General features: G+C 60.1%; 12 protein-coding genes. 9 read left to right on the forward strand and 3 right to left on the reverse strand.

Features of this window, described 5'->3' with window-relative positions:
* The first annotated feature begins 1284 nt into the window (after positions 1–1284).
* The 3 genes from ACVOLV_RS19735 (at position 1285) to ACVOLV_RS19745 (ending at position 5154) form a co-directional block, all read left to right on the forward strand.
* Positions 1285–2328, forward strand: coding sequence for a helix-turn-helix domain-containing protein (locus tag ACVOLV_RS19735; RefSeq protein WP_481555837.1), 1044 nt, complete (start codon positions 1285–1287; stop codon positions 2326–2328).
* A 93-nt stretch (positions 2329–2421) separates the two neighbouring features.
* Positions 2422–3636: a nuclear transport factor 2 family protein gene (locus tag ACVOLV_RS19740; protein WP_481555838.1), complete on the forward strand. Its 1215-nt coding sequence runs from the start codon at positions 2422–2424 to the stop codon at positions 3634–3636.
* 186 nt (positions 3637–3822) lie between these two features.
* Positions 3823–5154, forward strand: a complete 1332-nt coding sequence (locus tag ACVOLV_RS19745) for a S41 family peptidase (protein WP_481555839.1) — start codon at positions 3823–3825, stop codon at positions 5152–5154.
* 119 nt (positions 5155–5273) lie between these two features.
* Here ACVOLV_RS19745 and ACVOLV_RS19750 read toward each other — a convergent pair whose 3' ends face one another.
* Positions 5274–6062 (reverse strand): hypothetical protein, encoded by a 789-nt coding sequence (locus ACVOLV_RS19750; RefSeq protein ID WP_481555840.1) that lies wholly within the window; start codon positions 6060–6062, stop codon positions 5274–5276.
* 342 nt (positions 6063–6404) lie between these two features.
* Here ACVOLV_RS19750 and ACVOLV_RS19755 point away from each other — a divergent pair, with 342 nt between their 5' ends.
* The 3 genes from ACVOLV_RS19755 to ACVOLV_RS19765 are packed head-to-tail and all read left to right on the forward strand — an operon-like array spanning position 6405 to position 11907.
* Positions 6405–9152, forward strand: a complete 2748-nt coding sequence (locus ACVOLV_RS19755) for a type VI secretion system Vgr family protein (RefSeq protein WP_481555841.1) — start codon at positions 6405–6407, stop codon at positions 9150–9152.
* Positions 9145–10794 carry a hypothetical protein gene (locus ACVOLV_RS19760; RefSeq protein ID WP_481555842.1) on the forward strand — a complete coding sequence of 550 codons (1650 nt, stop codon included), beginning with the start codon at positions 9145–9147 and terminating at the stop codon, positions 10792–10794. Before ACVOLV_RS19755 ends, ACVOLV_RS19760 begins: the two co-directional genes overlap by 8 nt.
* A 3-nt stretch (positions 10795–10797) precedes the next feature.
* A complete protein-coding gene (locus ACVOLV_RS19765) occupies positions 10798–11907 on the forward strand; it encodes a hypothetical protein (protein WP_481555843.1) in 1110 nt (369 codons plus the stop codon).
* A 181-nt stretch (positions 11908–12088) separates the two neighbouring features.
* Here the strand turns inward: ACVOLV_RS19765 and ACVOLV_RS19770 are convergent, their stop codons facing one another.
* On the reverse strand, positions 12089–13102 hold the full coding sequence (locus tag ACVOLV_RS19770) for a cyclase family protein (protein ID WP_481555844.1): 1014 nt from the start codon (positions 13100–13102) through the stop codon (positions 12089–12091).
* Positions 13103–13334: 232 nt separating this feature from the next.
* On the reverse strand, positions 13335–14240 hold the full coding sequence (locus tag ACVOLV_RS19775; protein WP_303747513.1) for a LysR family transcriptional regulator: 906 nt from the start codon (positions 14238–14240) through the stop codon (positions 13335–13337).
* Between the two features lie 261 nt (positions 14241–14501).
* Between ACVOLV_RS19775 and ACVOLV_RS19780 the strand changes: the two genes are divergently transcribed.
* The 3 genes from ACVOLV_RS19780 (at position 14502) to ACVOLV_RS19790 (ending at position 16060) form a co-directional block, all read left to right on the forward strand.
* Positions 14502–14954, forward strand: coding sequence for a VOC family protein (locus tag ACVOLV_RS19780; protein ID WP_481555845.1), 453 nt, complete (start codon positions 14502–14504; stop codon positions 14952–14954).
* 200 nt (positions 14955–15154) lie between these two features.
* The gene (locus ACVOLV_RS19785) at positions 15155–15448 is read left to right on the forward strand and encodes a hypothetical protein (RefSeq protein ID WP_481555846.1); all 294 of its coding nucleotides are present in this window, start codon (positions 15155–15157) and stop codon (positions 15446–15448) included.
* A gap of 138 nt (positions 15449–15586) precedes the next feature.
* Entirely contained in the window at positions 15587–16060 is a 474-nt protein-coding gene (locus tag ACVOLV_RS19790; RefSeq protein ID WP_481555847.1) for a DUF1203 domain-containing protein, read from the forward strand.
* Positions 16061–16196 lie beyond the last annotated feature (136 nt).

The raw sequence follows: 16196 nt of genomic DNA on the forward strand, positions 1-16196 counted from the left end.
CCGAACCGCCTCGATCTTGAACTCATCCGTATAACGCTTCGTGCTCATAACCACCTCCGCCTAAGCCATAGTTTATGGCTGCGAGGTGTCTACGAAATCCTGGGCGATTCATCCTGATCTCTCATTCAGAGTTTTATTTATCAGCTATTTTTGGTAAATTTGGTCGTCTAGATTTATCTTGTATGCTGTATATGTACTCAGTCCCGCATTTTCCTAGTTTGGTTTTTGGCGCAAGTGCAGAGAGGCACTTGGGCGGGGTGATGAGGTGAGGTTGCTTACTCAAGTCGCTCTGAGGACGGTCGCGCTCATAGGAACGATTTCCCGCGCGTCTTTTGGTTAGCCTAGTCGCGGAATTCCCGGTCAGAGGAGGGCGTACTTGTCTTGCGCGGACGATTGTGTCGGCGGAGCCTGTCTCGGGTTGACTATGTGTCTGGCCGCGGAATGCGTAAGGACAAGTAGTTCTGTTGGATCTACTATCTTTAAGTGTCCATGCCCTGTTGATAGGTTCGATCGGCGCTCTGGGCGTCAAAGTCGTATGCACTGATTGCTTGAATTGAAGGAAATAATAAGGCGACTGACTTTCTATTATTATCGGTGCGCTCAAGAGTCTATCGCGCTTGCACGCACTGAAAAATGTAATCGAGGCTTCCATCGAGAAAATGCTGGGGGAGGGCCATGCAGGCGGCGAGAGGAATGCACACGCTTGATGAACTATTGCCCCTATCAGTGCACCATCTTGTTGGGTTAGCGGCAACAAGATGCCAAGGTACATCGCAGGGATCTCTGCGATATTTTTCACTAGCCAAGGCAATGCAGTGAAGGTGCCAAACCCACTTCGTTCCCCTTTGCGTCCCATGCAAAAATCTCCTTTCTGATCTGCAACATAGCCTTTGTCATCGGAATTGTCAGTAGGTATGTCGCATCGGCGTGGCAAGTTGAGACAGCCCGTAGATTTAGCGCAGGGCTCGATTCGGACTGTCGAATGCAGGCTCTGATGCTCAGATACTGCATTCGTGCGTGTCGTTGTGCACGCCTAAGCGCTCGGTTGTTTTAATCTCAAAGACGACATCGCGGTCTGGTCTACCTGTTTGGGAACAGTGGCAAGAGTTGGAGTATTTGGAAATGGTGAGCAGGCTAATGCAGTGGTCGGACTCGGGTTTGCCGAAGAAAGGGGGCGGTCTGAGCATTTGTTTGGCTCGATGACGCCACAACCCGAAGCAGACATACTTCAGGGCGATCAACCCAACCAGACCCATCCGCATCTCATCCGGCACCCACGAACCCATGCTGACCTCCTACCTGCTGTTCTTCTTCGCTGGCTTGGGCGTCTTCAACGGTGCGGCGTTGTCGGTCTACCTGCTATGCCGAAAGCCCGTACGCCCTGCCCAGCGTTGGTTGGCGGCCTTGGTGCTGATGCTGAGCCTGCGCACCGGCAAGTCCGTGCTGGTCTACTTCTGGCCCGACATCTCCAAGCTGGTTCTGCAGATCGGCCTGACTGCCTGTCTCTTCATCGGCGTCTGTCTGATCGGTTTCGTGCGGGCCTGGCTTGATCCCGATGGCCGGCAGACCCGGAACGATGCGGCAATCGCCTTGGGCTTGCTGGCGTTGGCGATTGCCTTTGGTATCGCTTGGCCCTATACCGAGAACGTCTGGTTGTGGGCTGGGCCGGTGTGGGCCTCCATCCAGATGATTTGGCTTGTATGTCTGCTGATTGCAACGGGGCTGTTCCTGCGCGGAGGCAAGCAAGGCCGCGCCGATGCGGCGCCCGGTGCGCTGAGCCGTAGCCATGTGGTCTCGGTGATCGTGGGCGTGGGCGTGATCTGGTTGGCCTATGCCACCTCCGGCTTGACCTCGTACATCGTCGGCGCGCTGTCGTTCTCACTGGTGTTGTACTTGAGCATCAGCGTTGCGCTTGCCCGGCGTAAGCCTGCTCCAGTCGCCGAGCCTTACCGCGACCGCAAGATCGCGCCCAGTGAAGCCGAGGCGACGCTGCGCGCCCTGCATGTGCTGATGGCCGACGAGGGGCTGTACAAGGACGCTGGCCTGACCTTGGCTAAGCTGGCCAAGCGGCTCAACATACCCACGGCTCGGTTGTCGCAGCTGCTCAACGACAACCTCAAGACCGCCTTCAAGCCCTACCTGGCGCAGGCCAGGATCGAGGCGGCCAAGCAGCTGCTGCGCGCGCAGGCTTCGGCATCGATGGACGATGTGGCGGAGGCGTCCGGCTTTCTGTCCACCTCCACCTTCTACAGCAGCTTCAAGAAGGTGGAAGGGACCACACCCGCGGCGTGGCGGCAGGCCCAGTCGCGCTTGGTGGCTGGCTCTTGAAACGTGTTTGGTGAGTCCGTAAACACGCTTCAGTAGATTGATTCGTAAAGGAATTCCGCAGACTTCGTGGCATCCATCCTGCGGAGTCTTTTCATGTCAGTAACGCGTTCCAAGCCGGCCACTGCCGTTGTGATTTCGCTGCCAGCACGTCTTATCCGATGGTTCGCCGTGGCCAGCTTGGCGCTGTGGTTCGGCGGGCTTGCACATGCCGATCCGCTCGCGGATCAGCGTGAGATATCCGCGGTCATCCAGGACTATCTGCGTGGCAGTTCCTACAACCAGCGCGATCGGCTCAGCCGCGCCTTCCATCCCGATGCGCGGCTATACCTGAGCCAGGGCACGGACGGCATGCGCGAGGTGGGCATCGCCGAATACACCAGCTGGTTCGGCAAGGAACCGGGGCTGTTCAATGGCCGTGTCGGTCGCCTGCTCGGCATCGAGGTCGAAGGCAACATCGCCACCGCCAAGGCGGAGATTTTGATCAGCAAGGATCAGGCGCGCTACGTTGACCTGTTCCTGCTGAAGAAGCTGGAAGGGCGCTGGCTGATCATCAGCAAGACCGCCACCCGCGAAACCGCACCCGCCCATGGTCGCCAGGTGCTGCTGGCGGTGTCCAACGTGGACACCATGCCCGGCACCCGCCTGAGCGCCGGCAACAGCTTTTCGGAGCTGATCCATGCCTATGCCGGCTTCCGTGAGGCCGGCTACGGCGTGCAGTTCGTCAGCCCCGAAGGTGGCGCCGTGCCATTGGCTTATATCGACACCAGCATCCGCGAGCACAAGGCCGGCATCTATGACGCCGATATGATGTGGGCGCTAGCCAACACGCGTCGGCCCGACGAGGTGACCGCCAGTGACTATGCTGCGCTGATGTATATCGGCGGCAGTGCCGCAATGTACGGCGTTGCCGAGCACTCTGGCATGCAGTCGCTGGCGGTGCGCATCTACGAGCAACGCGGCGGCATCGTCTCGGCGGTCTGCCACGGCAGCGCCGGATTGGTGAACCTGACCCTGTCCGATGGTGCCGCGCTGGTCAGCGGAAAGCGTGTCACCGGCTATCCCGATGCCTACGAGGACATGAGCGCGGCGTACTACAAGACTTTCCCGTTTTCGATCGAGCAACGACTGCGCGGCAGCAAAGGCCAGTTCAGCTACGGCGCACGCGGCACTTCGCATGTGGAAGTTGATGGTCGGCTCATCACTGGCATGAACTGGGAATCTACCCGTGGCGTGGTGGCAGCGATCATCCAGCGCTTGGAGGTTGATAGTGCTGCACTACAGAACGAAGCCCAGCGGGTGGTTGAGTAACTGCAGCCAAGCCGGAGTGCCCGTTGCTGGATGGGAGCGGGCAGGATCGATGACCATTCCGGATGAAGGCAGTTCCAGCCCATTGCTTGCTGCACATCCGGCATCCATAACCTGCTCGCAAGTCTTGTGGTGAATGCGAAGCGTCTGAACTAGGATTGCGCTTCAAGTCGAACAAGGCAGTTGACTATGCATCGCTTGGCCTTTTTGCTTTCTGCTGTGTTCTTCAGCGGCTGTGCCCAGGCGGATACGGCTTGGCGGGGCACCAGCACACAGTCGCTGGTCAGCGGCTCCGGCGATATTTCGAAAGCCGGTGGCGCGGCAGTTGCCTTGTCCGCCGAGTCGACGGGTGCAAATCAGTTCGTCGGTGCCATCACCACGATTGACGCGGCGGCCTTTCAAGGGCGGGAAGTAGTTCTCACCGGCACGCTTCTGGTCAAAAGCGGCACCGGCAACGCTGCGCTCTGGGTCCGCGCGGACGGCCCCGAAGAGCCGTTGGCCTTCGCAAGCACGGGTGACCAGCCTGTGCGCCTCAATGAGGGTTCCCAAGCGAGAGAGGCCCGGCTTTACATTCCGTCTGGGGCGACCAGTCTCAAGCTTGGGATGACACTTGGAAGTGCAGGGCGTGTAGACGTGGAGCACCTCACGCTCAAAGCCGAGAGTGCAGCCCAGAGCAGCGTGTCTGCTTATGACATGCTCGATAACGCCATTTCCATCATTCGCGCGAACGCGCTGAACGCAAACCGTGTGGACTGGGCGGCCGAGCAGAAGTCACTTCTTACCCCAGACTTGAAGAAGCTTCCCGCAAAGGAGGCGTACAGCAGGATCCAGACGGTTTTCACTGCGCTTGCAGACCGACATAGCTCCGTGCAGGCGCCCAGTGCCGTTTCGACCTATCGCGCAGGTGCAGTCGCGACGCAGGCCGTAGAAGCCAGGCCAATGCAGGACATCGGCTATCTGTTGGTACCGGGCCTGCGCGGCTCTGATCCCAAGGCCGGGGATATCTTCAGCACCGAACTTTGTGAGCACATCGCAGGCTTGGCGAAAACTGCAAGCAAGGGCTGGATCATCGACCTTCGCGATAACACCGGAGGCAATATGTGGCCGATGATCAAGGGGCTGAGGCCATTGTTGGGTGATGCCGATATCGGCGCTTTCCGGGACCGCAATGGTGTGGCAACGGCTTGGCGCGCCGAGCCTTTCAAGGCGTGCGACGTCGATCTTTCCCACAGCCGCGTCGCCGTGCTTCTAGGTCCGAGGACGGCAAGCTCCGGCGAGGCGGTGGCGGTCGCGTTCCAAGGCCGCCCTGGTACCAGCTTCTTCGGGCAACCGACGGCGGGACTCTCGACAGCCAACCAGTCGTTTGAGCTTCCTGACGGCGGCGCTATTGCATTGACGACAGCGGTATTTCTCGACCGTACGGGAGTTGCGTATCTGCAAGGTATACAGCCGGAAAATCCCGTGCCCCGCGAACAAGATGCAGTTGCAGCAGCGGCAGCATGGTTGCGCTCGCAGCCGTGATGGTGTGCTGCCGGCTGGAGCACGAAACCGGGGTCAGAGTCGAATTGATTGAACACGGTTTCCGATGCACACCTCGCAGGGCCACAGCCTGACGTCGTGAGTAGCCCGAAACCGAGCCTTCAGTTGACAGCTGGAGGTGACGCCGTGCTGCTCATTGGCGCATAGAGGCCGTCATAGCCGGGTATCACTCCAACTGCCGGCAGGTAACCCCGCGTGTCGCCAACATGCCGATTGTCGGGGATCGAGGTGATACCGCATTCCGGCACACATACCCAGGCTGTGCCGGCCGGCCCGCGCACATAGAGGCTGTGTGGATTCAGGTCGGACAGCAGGTATCCGGCTGGCTCATGGTCGGGTGCCGACTGACTGCCCTTTTCGCGACTTGCATGGACGTTCCCCAGCAGCGCAATTACCGAAGGAACGGCGTGGTGTGCTGCCCTGATTCGCGTGGCCATGCCGGCGTCCCTCGCTCCTGGCGTGCCATCGTCGACGGCCAGCACGCTGATTCGTGCGCCTTCCGCACGCAGTGTTCGCAGCCGGTGCAGCAGTTTCAGCATGGCTGCGCTGGATCGCCCATCCTGGGGCTGGCGCGTCCAGAATCGGCTGGCTAGAAATGCCGTCTGATCTGCATCTGAGCCCTTGCTTGACAGGAAGTTGTCGAGGCTTGCCTGCTCTTCGATTGGAATCTCCAGCGCGACTACCACTGGATTTCCTGACGTTGCGCTGGCGCACGCCAGGTCGCCAATCAGTGCTGGTGCCTCGTTGGTGCCATGGACCTCACCTACCAGAAGCACGCTTGCAGAGGGCATGTTGAGAGGCCAGCTACACGCGGCGTCTTCGTTCGCGCGGGCGCCGTCATATGCGGCCGCAGCAAAGAAGAAGAGCAGCAGCGAGAGGAGTGACTTCATGCCGTGACTTTTTGCGTTGGCGTACCTGCGATCAGTTCGTCACTGTACACGCCAGCCGCCAACGACTGCCCTTGGTCGAAAGCAAGAAGCGCGGTGTTATCAGCAACGGGATCAGGTTCGTTCAGTTGCCGCAGTAGCGACGGCTGTCAGCGCGCAATTCTTGCATCGGCCCCCGCCGTGATCGGGGCGAATGGCTGACAGCGGTACTGACAGGTTTCACGAGAAAGGTCTCAAAAATGCGGTGCCAAGGTCATATCCGATATGCGCTATGGCTTAATCGGTCCGCGCTCGCGGTGACTGGAGGCATCGCGTGCATCTCGCCCTAGCTATGAGTCAGTCGATATGGATATCCGACACTCGGCACTGCTCGCCTCTTTGGCGTCGTTGTCGCACCGCAATCGTTTGATCCAACTGCAGGGGCCGCATGATGGCCTGGTAGTGGAGCGCTTTGAGGGCCAGGAGAGCGTCTGCGGCGACCATCGCCTGCGGATCGACTGCCTCTCCACCGATGCCTTTCTGGACATCGATCCTTGGCTCGAGCAGCCGCTGACTTTGCAACTGCGGGCAGCTGATGGCTCGCTGCGGCAATGGCATGGCTTGTGTACGGAAGTCGCACAGCTCGGCAGCGATGGTGGTTTGGCTCGTTACCAGCTGGTGCTTGAACCTTGGACCGCCTTGCTTCGCCTGCGCCGCAACGCTGTGATCTTCCAGGACGTGGACATTCGCGGCATCTGCGAGCGGATTTTTGCCGATTACCCGCAAGCCGCGTATCGCTTCGATGTGGAAGCGCTGCCGCGCCGGCCGATCACCACGCAGTACCGGGAGACCGACTGGGAATTCGTGACGCGCCTGCTTGCCGAGGCGGGCTTGGCTTGGCGCATCGAGCAGACGCAAGGCGGCGAGGGTGGACACACGTTGGTGGTGTTTGGGCCGCAGGCGGAACTTTCTGACATAGGCTCGGTGCGCTTTCACCGCATTGCCGCGACTGAATCCGCCGATGGCATCAGCGCATTCTCCGAACGTCAACAGCTGGTGGCCAACAGCAGCACGGTTGGTAGCTGGCACAGCGAGCAGATCAAAGCCGTCTCAGCGCAGGCCACTGCCACAACCGGTGATCTGCCTGCGCTTGAGGTCTATGTGCAGCCACGTGCTGGCCGCTTCGCCGAATCGAGCTGGGCGCAAAGTGAAGCGCAGGCACGGCTGGATGCTGTGCGGGTGTCGCAGGTGCTGTACAGCGGTAGCGGCAGTGAGCGCCGATTGGCAGCTGGCAGTCGCTTCAGCCTTGTCCAGCATCCACAGCATGAAGCGCAGTCTTTCCAGCTGCTGGTGGTACACCACGCGGTGGTCAACAATCTGGAAAGCGGTATTGCCGAGCTGCTGGGTCACAGCGAGCTGGAGCGCGGCAGCTACCGCAACCAGTTCCTTGCCACCGATGCTTTGGTTGCGGTTCGAGCGTTGCCGCAAGACAAGCCCAGCCTGCATGGTCCACAGACCGCGCGGGTGGTTGGCGTGGCCGATGCCACGCTCAGCCCCAATCGCGACCATCAGGTGCGCATCCAGTTCAACTGGCAGCGCGGCAGTGCGCCAAATCCGGGCGGCCTGAGTGACACCGGCAGCAGCCAGCCCGGGCACGCGCCCGGCGACCAGACCAGCGGCAGCTGGGTGCCGGTTGTCGAATGGGTAGCCGGACCAAACTGGGGCACTGCATTTCTGCCGCGTATCGGCAGCGAAGTGCTGGTGGAATTCCTGCACGGCGATATCGACCAGCCGCGCATCACCGGCCAGCTCTACAACGGCGAAGTCGAACCGCCGTTCGGCGGCGGTATCGATGCGCAGGCCCAGCACCCCGGCGTGCTCAGCGGCCTGCACACCAAAGCACACGACGGCAGCGGCACCCAGCAATGGGTGATCGATGACACGCCCGGCCAGCTGCGTACGCGTCTGCACAGCTCATTGGCCGATAGCCGGCTGGAGTTGGGCTATCTGATCCAGCACCAGAACAAAGCACGCGGCGCACTGCGCGGCGAAGGCTTCGAGCTGGCAACGCAGGGCTGGAGCAATGTGCATGCCGGCGAAGGTCTGCTGCTGTCAGCCAGCACCCAACAGCACGCCGCATCCACCGTGATGGACAACGCCGAAGTCGTCGCCCAACTCAAAGGCGCCGAGCGCAGCCTGGAGCAGATGCAACAGACGTTGCAGCAACAGCAAGTGCCCGGACTATCCGCATGGCAGAGCACCGGCATGCTGCGCGAACTGGGCGATCCTCGCGCCGAAGGAAAATTTGAAGGCGACGTCAGCGGCCAGTCGCCGTTCAAACCCAGCGATGGGCGCAACTCCGGCAATGAACCTGTTGAGCGCTTCGCCAAGCCGCTACTGATGGCCGAAGCGCCCAATCACATAGCTTGGACCACGCCGGCAAGCGCCATTGCCTACGCCGGCCAGAACCTGCAGCTCACTGTGCAACAAGACCTGCACACCAGCAGCGGCGAAACCATCGCTACCGTCTCCGGCGGACTGGTATCACTGTTCGCGCAAAGCGGCCCGGTGCGCGTGATTGCCGCCAATGGCCCGGTAAGCCTGCAGGCGCACGATGGGGAGCTGGAGCTGCTATCCGATCAGGCAATCACCATCACTGCCACCGATGCCCGCATCGATGTACTGGCGCAGAGCAAGGTGGTGCTGCAGGCAGGCAGCAGTGCGATCACTTTGGAAGGTGGCGATATCACCTTCAGTTGCCCGGGGGAGTTCACGGTCAAGGCTGGGGATCATCCCTTTATGGGGGGAGAGAGCGCAGAGCCGTTCATTCCATCACTACCAAACGGCGCGGCGAAGGTAGCGCGCTGGATTGGTCTTCATCTTCAGGATGCCGAGACCCTGCAAGCCATGGAAGGTACTCCATATGAGATCCACTTCAAGGGTGGGTCCGTGATCAAGGGTAAGCTCAACGAAGAGGGGCAAGCTCACCATGAGCCGATCCCTGCACGGGATGTTGAGAAGATTGTCTACGAACCGCGAGAGCCCAGTGCAGAAGATACTTGGCCTGCGCTGGAGCTGATCGGGAACATCGGGCAAGGAGCGGATCATGGGTGATCCGCAGCAAGATCGCCCCAATGAAGCCGCGCCTATAAGTGTGCAGCAACTGCGCGAAGCGCTCGGGTTCATTACTGAGCAGTACAACAACGTTGTAGACGGCGGGAAAAATGTCTTTGTTTGGCTCTGGGAAGCGCTACAGGGCGACTTCAATCAGCAGCGCAGTACCGGCCAAGTCGTATTTGATACGGTTGTATCGATGATTCCTGGCGTCGATCAAGTTTGCGATGTGCGCGACATAATCGCCAACTGCAAGCAGATCGACGAAGATAAAGGCAATACATGGGCCTGGGTTGGCCTCGTGCTTACCTTGATTGGCTTGTTCCCAACGCTGGGTTCGCTGGTCAAGGGCGTGCTTAAGATATTTTTCTTATTCGTACGTCGATTTGGCCTGAATCACGTCACCCGTGCTGTTGACGAGGCAATGAGCTGGGTTATCACATTGTTGCGCAGAAGGGAGGTCGCCCAATATTGGAAGCATCTCCGCTGGGACCGCGTGTTTCACGAGCTGGCGCGTCAGGTGCGCATGGTTCGCGGCTTGGTGACCTCGGCCAACTTGCTGAAGGCCTTTGACCGCGGCATCTTGTTGATGCGCAATCTGCTTGGAAAGGTTGAGGATATTCCGATCGTAGGAACCAGTGCCAAGACAACGATGGCGCTCGTTGGGCGTGTGCGTGAGGAGATCAACAGCTACATTGGCGCTGCGTTGCGGCCTGTTCACGAGATCATGGAAACGATCATCCGACGTTTGGAGATCGAAGACATCCTGCAGCGTGGCGGCATACTCGATGCGCGCAATGTGCATTTTACAGGGACGTTGCCGGAAGCCCATGCAGTGACGCTGATGCAGCGGACGAGTCCGCCGCCGGCTTGGTTGAGCAAGGGGACACCGAGCCAGTACGTTCCTTTGAGGCCCGCTAAGGTAAGGCAGACTGTTCAAAATGGTGTAAACGACGGTTATCCAACGCTTTCAGATCCCCAGATAAAGAGCTTTGCCAGAGGGATGAAGTCTGTAGTTCTGGTGGGGCCGCTTAAGCTCTATCGTGTAGTCTCCCCATCCAATACCGGTGCGGGATCTGACTGGATGACCGAGGACGTCTTCAGGGCGATAGCGTGTTCACCTACACCACGAACTGATTGGCGAAAGAAATTGGCGGTTTGGCCTGATTGGAATCCGAATGGTCAGTTCGTTGTTTATGAAATAAAAGCGGGTGAAAAGCTCAAGGTATGGAAAGGCCCCGCGTCTGCACAAGTCAAAGAAAACGGATCGCTTCCAGATCATTTTCTGGAAGGTGGATACGAACAGATTAAATTCGATGCGAGTGTTCCTTATCGCGCAGACGGAAGTTTTCCTGTTGACGCAAGCGGAAAGCCGTTGAATACGCACGCAGATACCATGCGGTTCTACGATGTGAACCACTCAACGGGCGTGATGACACCGAATAGCACGATGACCTACGCGGCCTGGAAGGCTCTCCCAGCCAGTGATCAGTTGAAGCACATCAGCATCCGTGAAGCGATGAATAATCCGCGTATTACTGGGCCTTACAATACTGGCTGGGGCACATTAGATTTCTCGTCTCAATCATCGATTGCGAAGCTCGGACTCCCGAATATCCCTGGTCAGATAACAAAACAGTAGAACATGGCAATCAATAGCGATCTCAATCCGTGGCACAAACGTCAAGCAGCCCTGCTATATCACTTCACCTCGAATGATTACCTACTGGGCTTGCTGCGAAGGATCGACAGACTAATCGCCATGGCTAACGGTTTCCTGGACGAGCGAACACCTTTCGATTCGCTAGGGTTGGCAGTCGCGAACTGGCAACAACTAGACACCGCCGCTCACTTTTCGACGCATGCGTTTCCTGCATTGATCGAGTTCCGAGAGGGTGTTGTAGGCGCCATCGCACTCAGGGCCAGTGAGGTGTATAGGACTGCGGGTGAGAACCAGTGTGGTCGTATGCTTGAGGAGTACGGTCATCACATGACCTGGGCTACTCCAGATCAGGAGAGTGCATTCAAGGAAGAGGCCGCCTCGGTTTTCAGCTACGCAGGGCTTATTAGTTCGATTACGGATCGGCTCGGCGGACTGGATGATTTTTGGTTCTGGATAGTTTGGAATGAAGGACTTGTGGACGCTCACAGGATTCCGCGGTTCCGCGTACGCAAGGATATCGTCGCTTTCACGGATCAGCCTCCGCCGCGCACTGGCGTTTACGTGCCGAAAGACGGTCCGTATGGCGCGTTGCAGTTTGCGTGGACGGGAGGCCGCGGCGAGTTGATAGGAGCCAGTAGCCTCAACGAGTTCGGTCGAAGCGTTGTCCAGAAAATTGGCAGGGCCGGCCTTTGGGGGGACAGTGCGGGGCTGTACGAGATACTGGATAGAAATCGCGGGATGACCCCCTACGACTGGTCATACATAACTGCAGATAAGGCCCATATCGCCAATTCCTTCGTGGCCTCGGAATGCTTTGAAGATCGTCCAAGCGAATGGTATTTCGTAGAGGTGGTCGAAGGCGAGTTTGAGGAGATCGATGGCACGTACTCCGGCGCTTCGAACGTAGATCTTCGCCCAGAGCGTGTGCCTGCCGGAAAGGCGGTACCTGTTAGCGGGTGGTGGTATACGCCTGCGCAAGGCTCGCGCCGCTATTTCAAACAGGGAGAATTGTTCCCTGAAATCGCGGGCAGTGATTGGGGAAGCACCTTCTGGCTGTGGGCCAGTGACCAGGCCGCTCCACGGATCGGCTGATGGCCACTCGTGGCTTCGGGGCAACTTAGCGCCTAGGTGGGGTGTTGTCAGCGGGAGGTGGAATTTGGGGGAGGTGGGGGGGCAAGGCGCGAAGCATGTTGTGTCCGGTGTTTGGCAGCGGGTTGTGCTGGTGGTGTTTTTGCTTCGCGGCTTACGCCGCTCCCACAAATGCAGCGGGACGTTATTGGACTGGCAACGCTATCGGGCGCAGCGGGGCTGCGTCACCGCCGCGGATCTTCAGTGGGCCGCCGATGAAGGCGAACTCGTAGACCTTGTCGCGGGCCAGTTCGTCCAGCGCGATCAGCTCGATGATCGGTGCGCCTTGCTGGGCCAGCAGGTAGGTGTGCAGCGGGACGTAGTCGTCGGCCACTTCCGAGGGGAAGGTCTCGAAGCTGAGGTTGTCGGCGCCTACGATCATCGCGCCGCCGTCCTCGACCAGGAAGCGTGCGGCATCCAGGCCCATGCCCGGCGGGTTGGCCATGTAAGCCTTGGGTTGGTTGAACAGCTGCATGCGTCCAGTGCGGATCAGCACGATGTCGCCTTGCTGCAGGCTGACCTTCTGCCGGCGCAGGGCATCCTGCAGGTCCTGGCGGGTGATGCGGTAGCTGTCTGGCAGCATGTCCACGCCCTTGGCGCCGGCGACGTCGATCAGGATGCCGCGGGCAACCAGCGCTGGGAACTTCTCGATGCCGGTGACCTTCCAGCCGCGATCACCGAGGTGTTTGCTGGCCTCGAAACCGTTCCAGATCTTGCCGTGGATGCCGAAGTGATTGAGCGCGTCGATATGCGTGCCTGTGTGGCTGTACATCGAGAATGCGGTGCCGGTGTAGCTGCGGGTGATGTTCATTGTTTCGCCCACGCCCATCGGGTCATCGATCACCGTGCCCTGCGGCGTGTGGGTCATCCAGAACTGGTAATGCGGATCGCCGGCGTCCTGCCAGCTCGGCATGCCGACGTAGTAGTCGGTGGCCAGGTCGTAGACCTTGCCGCCATTTACCCGCGACAGGATCGCCGCGCGTGATGCATCGGTGATCAGGTTGAGCCGGCCGATCTCGTCGTTCGCGCCCCAGGGGCTGGCGCCGACCTGCTGGCCGGAGGGGAGTGGTACGGCCGTGGTGGACGAATGGGCCGCCGAGGGCAGGGCGGTGGCGGCCAGCAGCAGGCCGAGTGCAGTGGTGAGTTTGCGGATATTCATCGGGGAAAGCTCGGTGCGGGGAACGACACGATGGCGTCGCAACAGGCACGCGGTGGCGTGCACGGGTCTCCGTCTTGCAGCAGGGCCATCGCGCGCAATGCGTCGGCTGTCGGTCGCGCTGTTGGTAAGGACAGCGCGCCGACATAAGGCCCGGCTCAGCGGGAGAACGCAGCTTAGGTAGCCATCGCAACGCGAAACAGCGCTTGTCGGGCAGCTCAGTATTCGCTGGGCGTCAGCAATCCAGCCCGGCGCAGCGCGGCAGGGCGTCGTGCAGGAAGTCGATGAAGGCGCGCACCTTGGGCTGCAGGTGGCGTTGGGTCGGGTAGACCGCGTAGACGATGCGCTGCGGGTAGTGATGATCCGGCAGTACCTGCTGCAGCTGGCCGCTGGCCAGGGCGGGCGCGGCCAGGAAGGAAGGCAGTGCGCCGATGCCGGTGCCGGCCACCAGCAACTCGCGCAGCAGCAGGCTATTGTTGGCGCTGACGCGGGTCGGCTGGGTTACCGTCACCTGCCCATCGGGGCCGTGCAGCGGCCAGCTGCCGGGCGAATCGGACAGGCTATAGGCCAGCAATGCGTGCTCGCCCAACTGCGCCACCGTGGTCGGTGCTGGATGCTGTTGAAGATAGGCGGGCGCAGCGCACAGCACCTGCTGCAAGGAGGCCAGGCGGCGTGCGACCAAGCTGGAGTCGTGCAACTCGGCGCGTATCCGCAGCGAGACATCGAAGCCTTCGCCAACGGCATCCACCACCCGGTCTTCCATCACCAGGTCCAATGCCAGCTGCGGGTGCGCTGCCAGGAACCGTGGCAGCAACGGCGACAGCGTGCTCAACGCGAACGACAGTGGTGCATTGACCCGCAGCCGCCCGCTGACCTCGCCGCTTTGCTGGGCGATGCCGCGCTCCAGTGCATCCAGCTCATCAAGCAGTCGACAGCACTCCAGGTAATAGGCCTGGCCGGTATCGGTCAGACTCATGCGGCGGGTGGTCCGTTGCAGCAGCACCACGCCCAGATGCGCTTCCAGCGCACGCAGCTGCTTGCTCAGGCCCGCCGCCGACATGCCAAGGTCCTCAGCCGCACGCGCCAGGCTGGCCCGCTCGACAATCCGCCGGAAGGCACGCATCAGGTTGAAGGAATCCACGGCAAGCCTCACTACAGAACGCGCACAGGGTAAAGAAAACCGGGGGCAGAGTCAGGTTCTTATATCTGCAATGAAGAATATGGCGTCGCAATGCTGCCGGCATCTTTGGTTCATTCCGGTTGCCGGCGCGTGGTTGGGCCGAGAGTGACATGCACGCGCCTCTCGCCTCTGGCCGTGTATAAGCCGTAGGCTCCGGCGGCATCGGTGTCCCGGCCGCCGTGCTTCGGGGGCATCTCCGGTTGCAGGCATCAAGGAGTCGTTATGACCGTCAAGCGCATGGACAACGTAGGAATCGTGGTTGAGAACCTGGATGCGGCCATTGAGTTCTTTATTGAGCTCGGCCTGGTCCTCGAAGGCCGCATGCCCATTGAGGGTGACTGGGCCGGGCGCGTTACCGGCGTACGCGACCAGCGTGTCGAGATCGCAATGATGCGTACGCCCGATGGTCACAGCAGGCTGGAGCTGTCCAGGTTCGATGCCCCGGCGATTGCATCCGATCACCGTGCAGCAGCGGTGAATTCCCTGGGCTACCTGCGCGTCATGTTCGCGGTGGAGGACATTGATGACACGCTTGAGCGGCTCAAGAAGCTGGGTGCTTCGGTAGTTGATGAAGTGGTCAACTACGAGAACACCTATCGGCTGTGCTACATCCGTGGTGTTGAAGGCATCCTGATCGGGCTTGCCCAGGAGCTGGGGCAGCGGGCAGCCGAGTGAGCGTCGCGTGTTGGTGGGGAGGGGCCTGCGCTTTCAAGTTTGTGTCGGCAATCACCAGGTTCCAGCCCATTGGGCAACGACGACTTCCCGCCGAACGCAGCTGTCGTCTGTTTGGGGTGATATGGACGCGCTGTTTGCTTGACGGCAGGTTTGAGCGCTGTGACTATCCGCCTGTTCATCATGGCTACCAGGGTTCCACCATGTCTGGCTTGCTCGGCGGGTTGATTGAAGGCGTTGTGGATGTTGTTACAGATATCTGGCTGTTGCGCAGGCAGCGCTCGGGCAGAGGTCGCCCGGCAAACTCCGTTGCCAAGGATGCGACGGATATCGTGGTGTTCAACCTATGGGCGCTACTGTTGTCTGCCATCGCATTGGCCTGCTTTTCGGCGATGTTCTTTGTCATGAAGCTGCCGCTGTGGATCAGCCTGGCACCGGTGGCTGCGGTGATTGCCTATCTCGTATACCGCTGGTTTGTGCTGGTACGCGCTGAGTAGTGCGCGTACAAAGCAGATGGGCGACGGTTGGGCGTGGAGTTTTCCGTCCGGTCAGCCATTGGATGCTACGTCTGATCATGGCGAGCAGCAGTCCGCAGAGAGTTGGATGTTGCGGTTCCTTGATCCATGGAATGCAGCATGTCGTCTTTCCTGTTGAGCGGTTTAAATCCCGCAATGTTCGCCGATCTCTTCCAGCTTGATGATGCCGCGCTTGCTGCGCGGCAGATTGCCCGCGTCACTGCCACCGAGGCTTCAGGATTTCCGTGCCGGGTCAGCCTCGCTGATGCGATGGTGGGAGAGGAACTGTTGCTGCTTTCATTTCAGCACCAGTCAGCGGATTCGCCGTACCGGGCGAGTGGGCCGATCTTTGTCCGGCGCGGTGTGGCCCGTGCGGAACTGCAGGTCAACGAGGTGCCATCGCAGGTGCAGCGTCGGCTGATGTCATTGCGGGCGTACAGCGTGGAGGATCGGATCACGTTTGCCGAAGTCTGCGATGGAAGAGATGTTGGCGAGTGGCTGCAAGATGTATTCGATGACGCTGCTGTGGCCTATGTGCATCTGCATTTTGCACGTTATGGCTGTTTTGCGTGTAGGGCGGACCGGGTGTCGTGAACCCGGCTGTTGTTTGTAGGAGCGGCGTAAGCCGCGAAGCAGATGGTTCGTCAGGTTGCGGGTGTTTGCGCGATCTGCAAACTCAGTGGCTTGGCGGGGGTGCCCCCGGCCCCCGAACGCGGGCGGGGGGGGGTTG

It is taken from the genome of Stenotrophomonas sp. STEN023 (genome assembly GCF_056760135.1).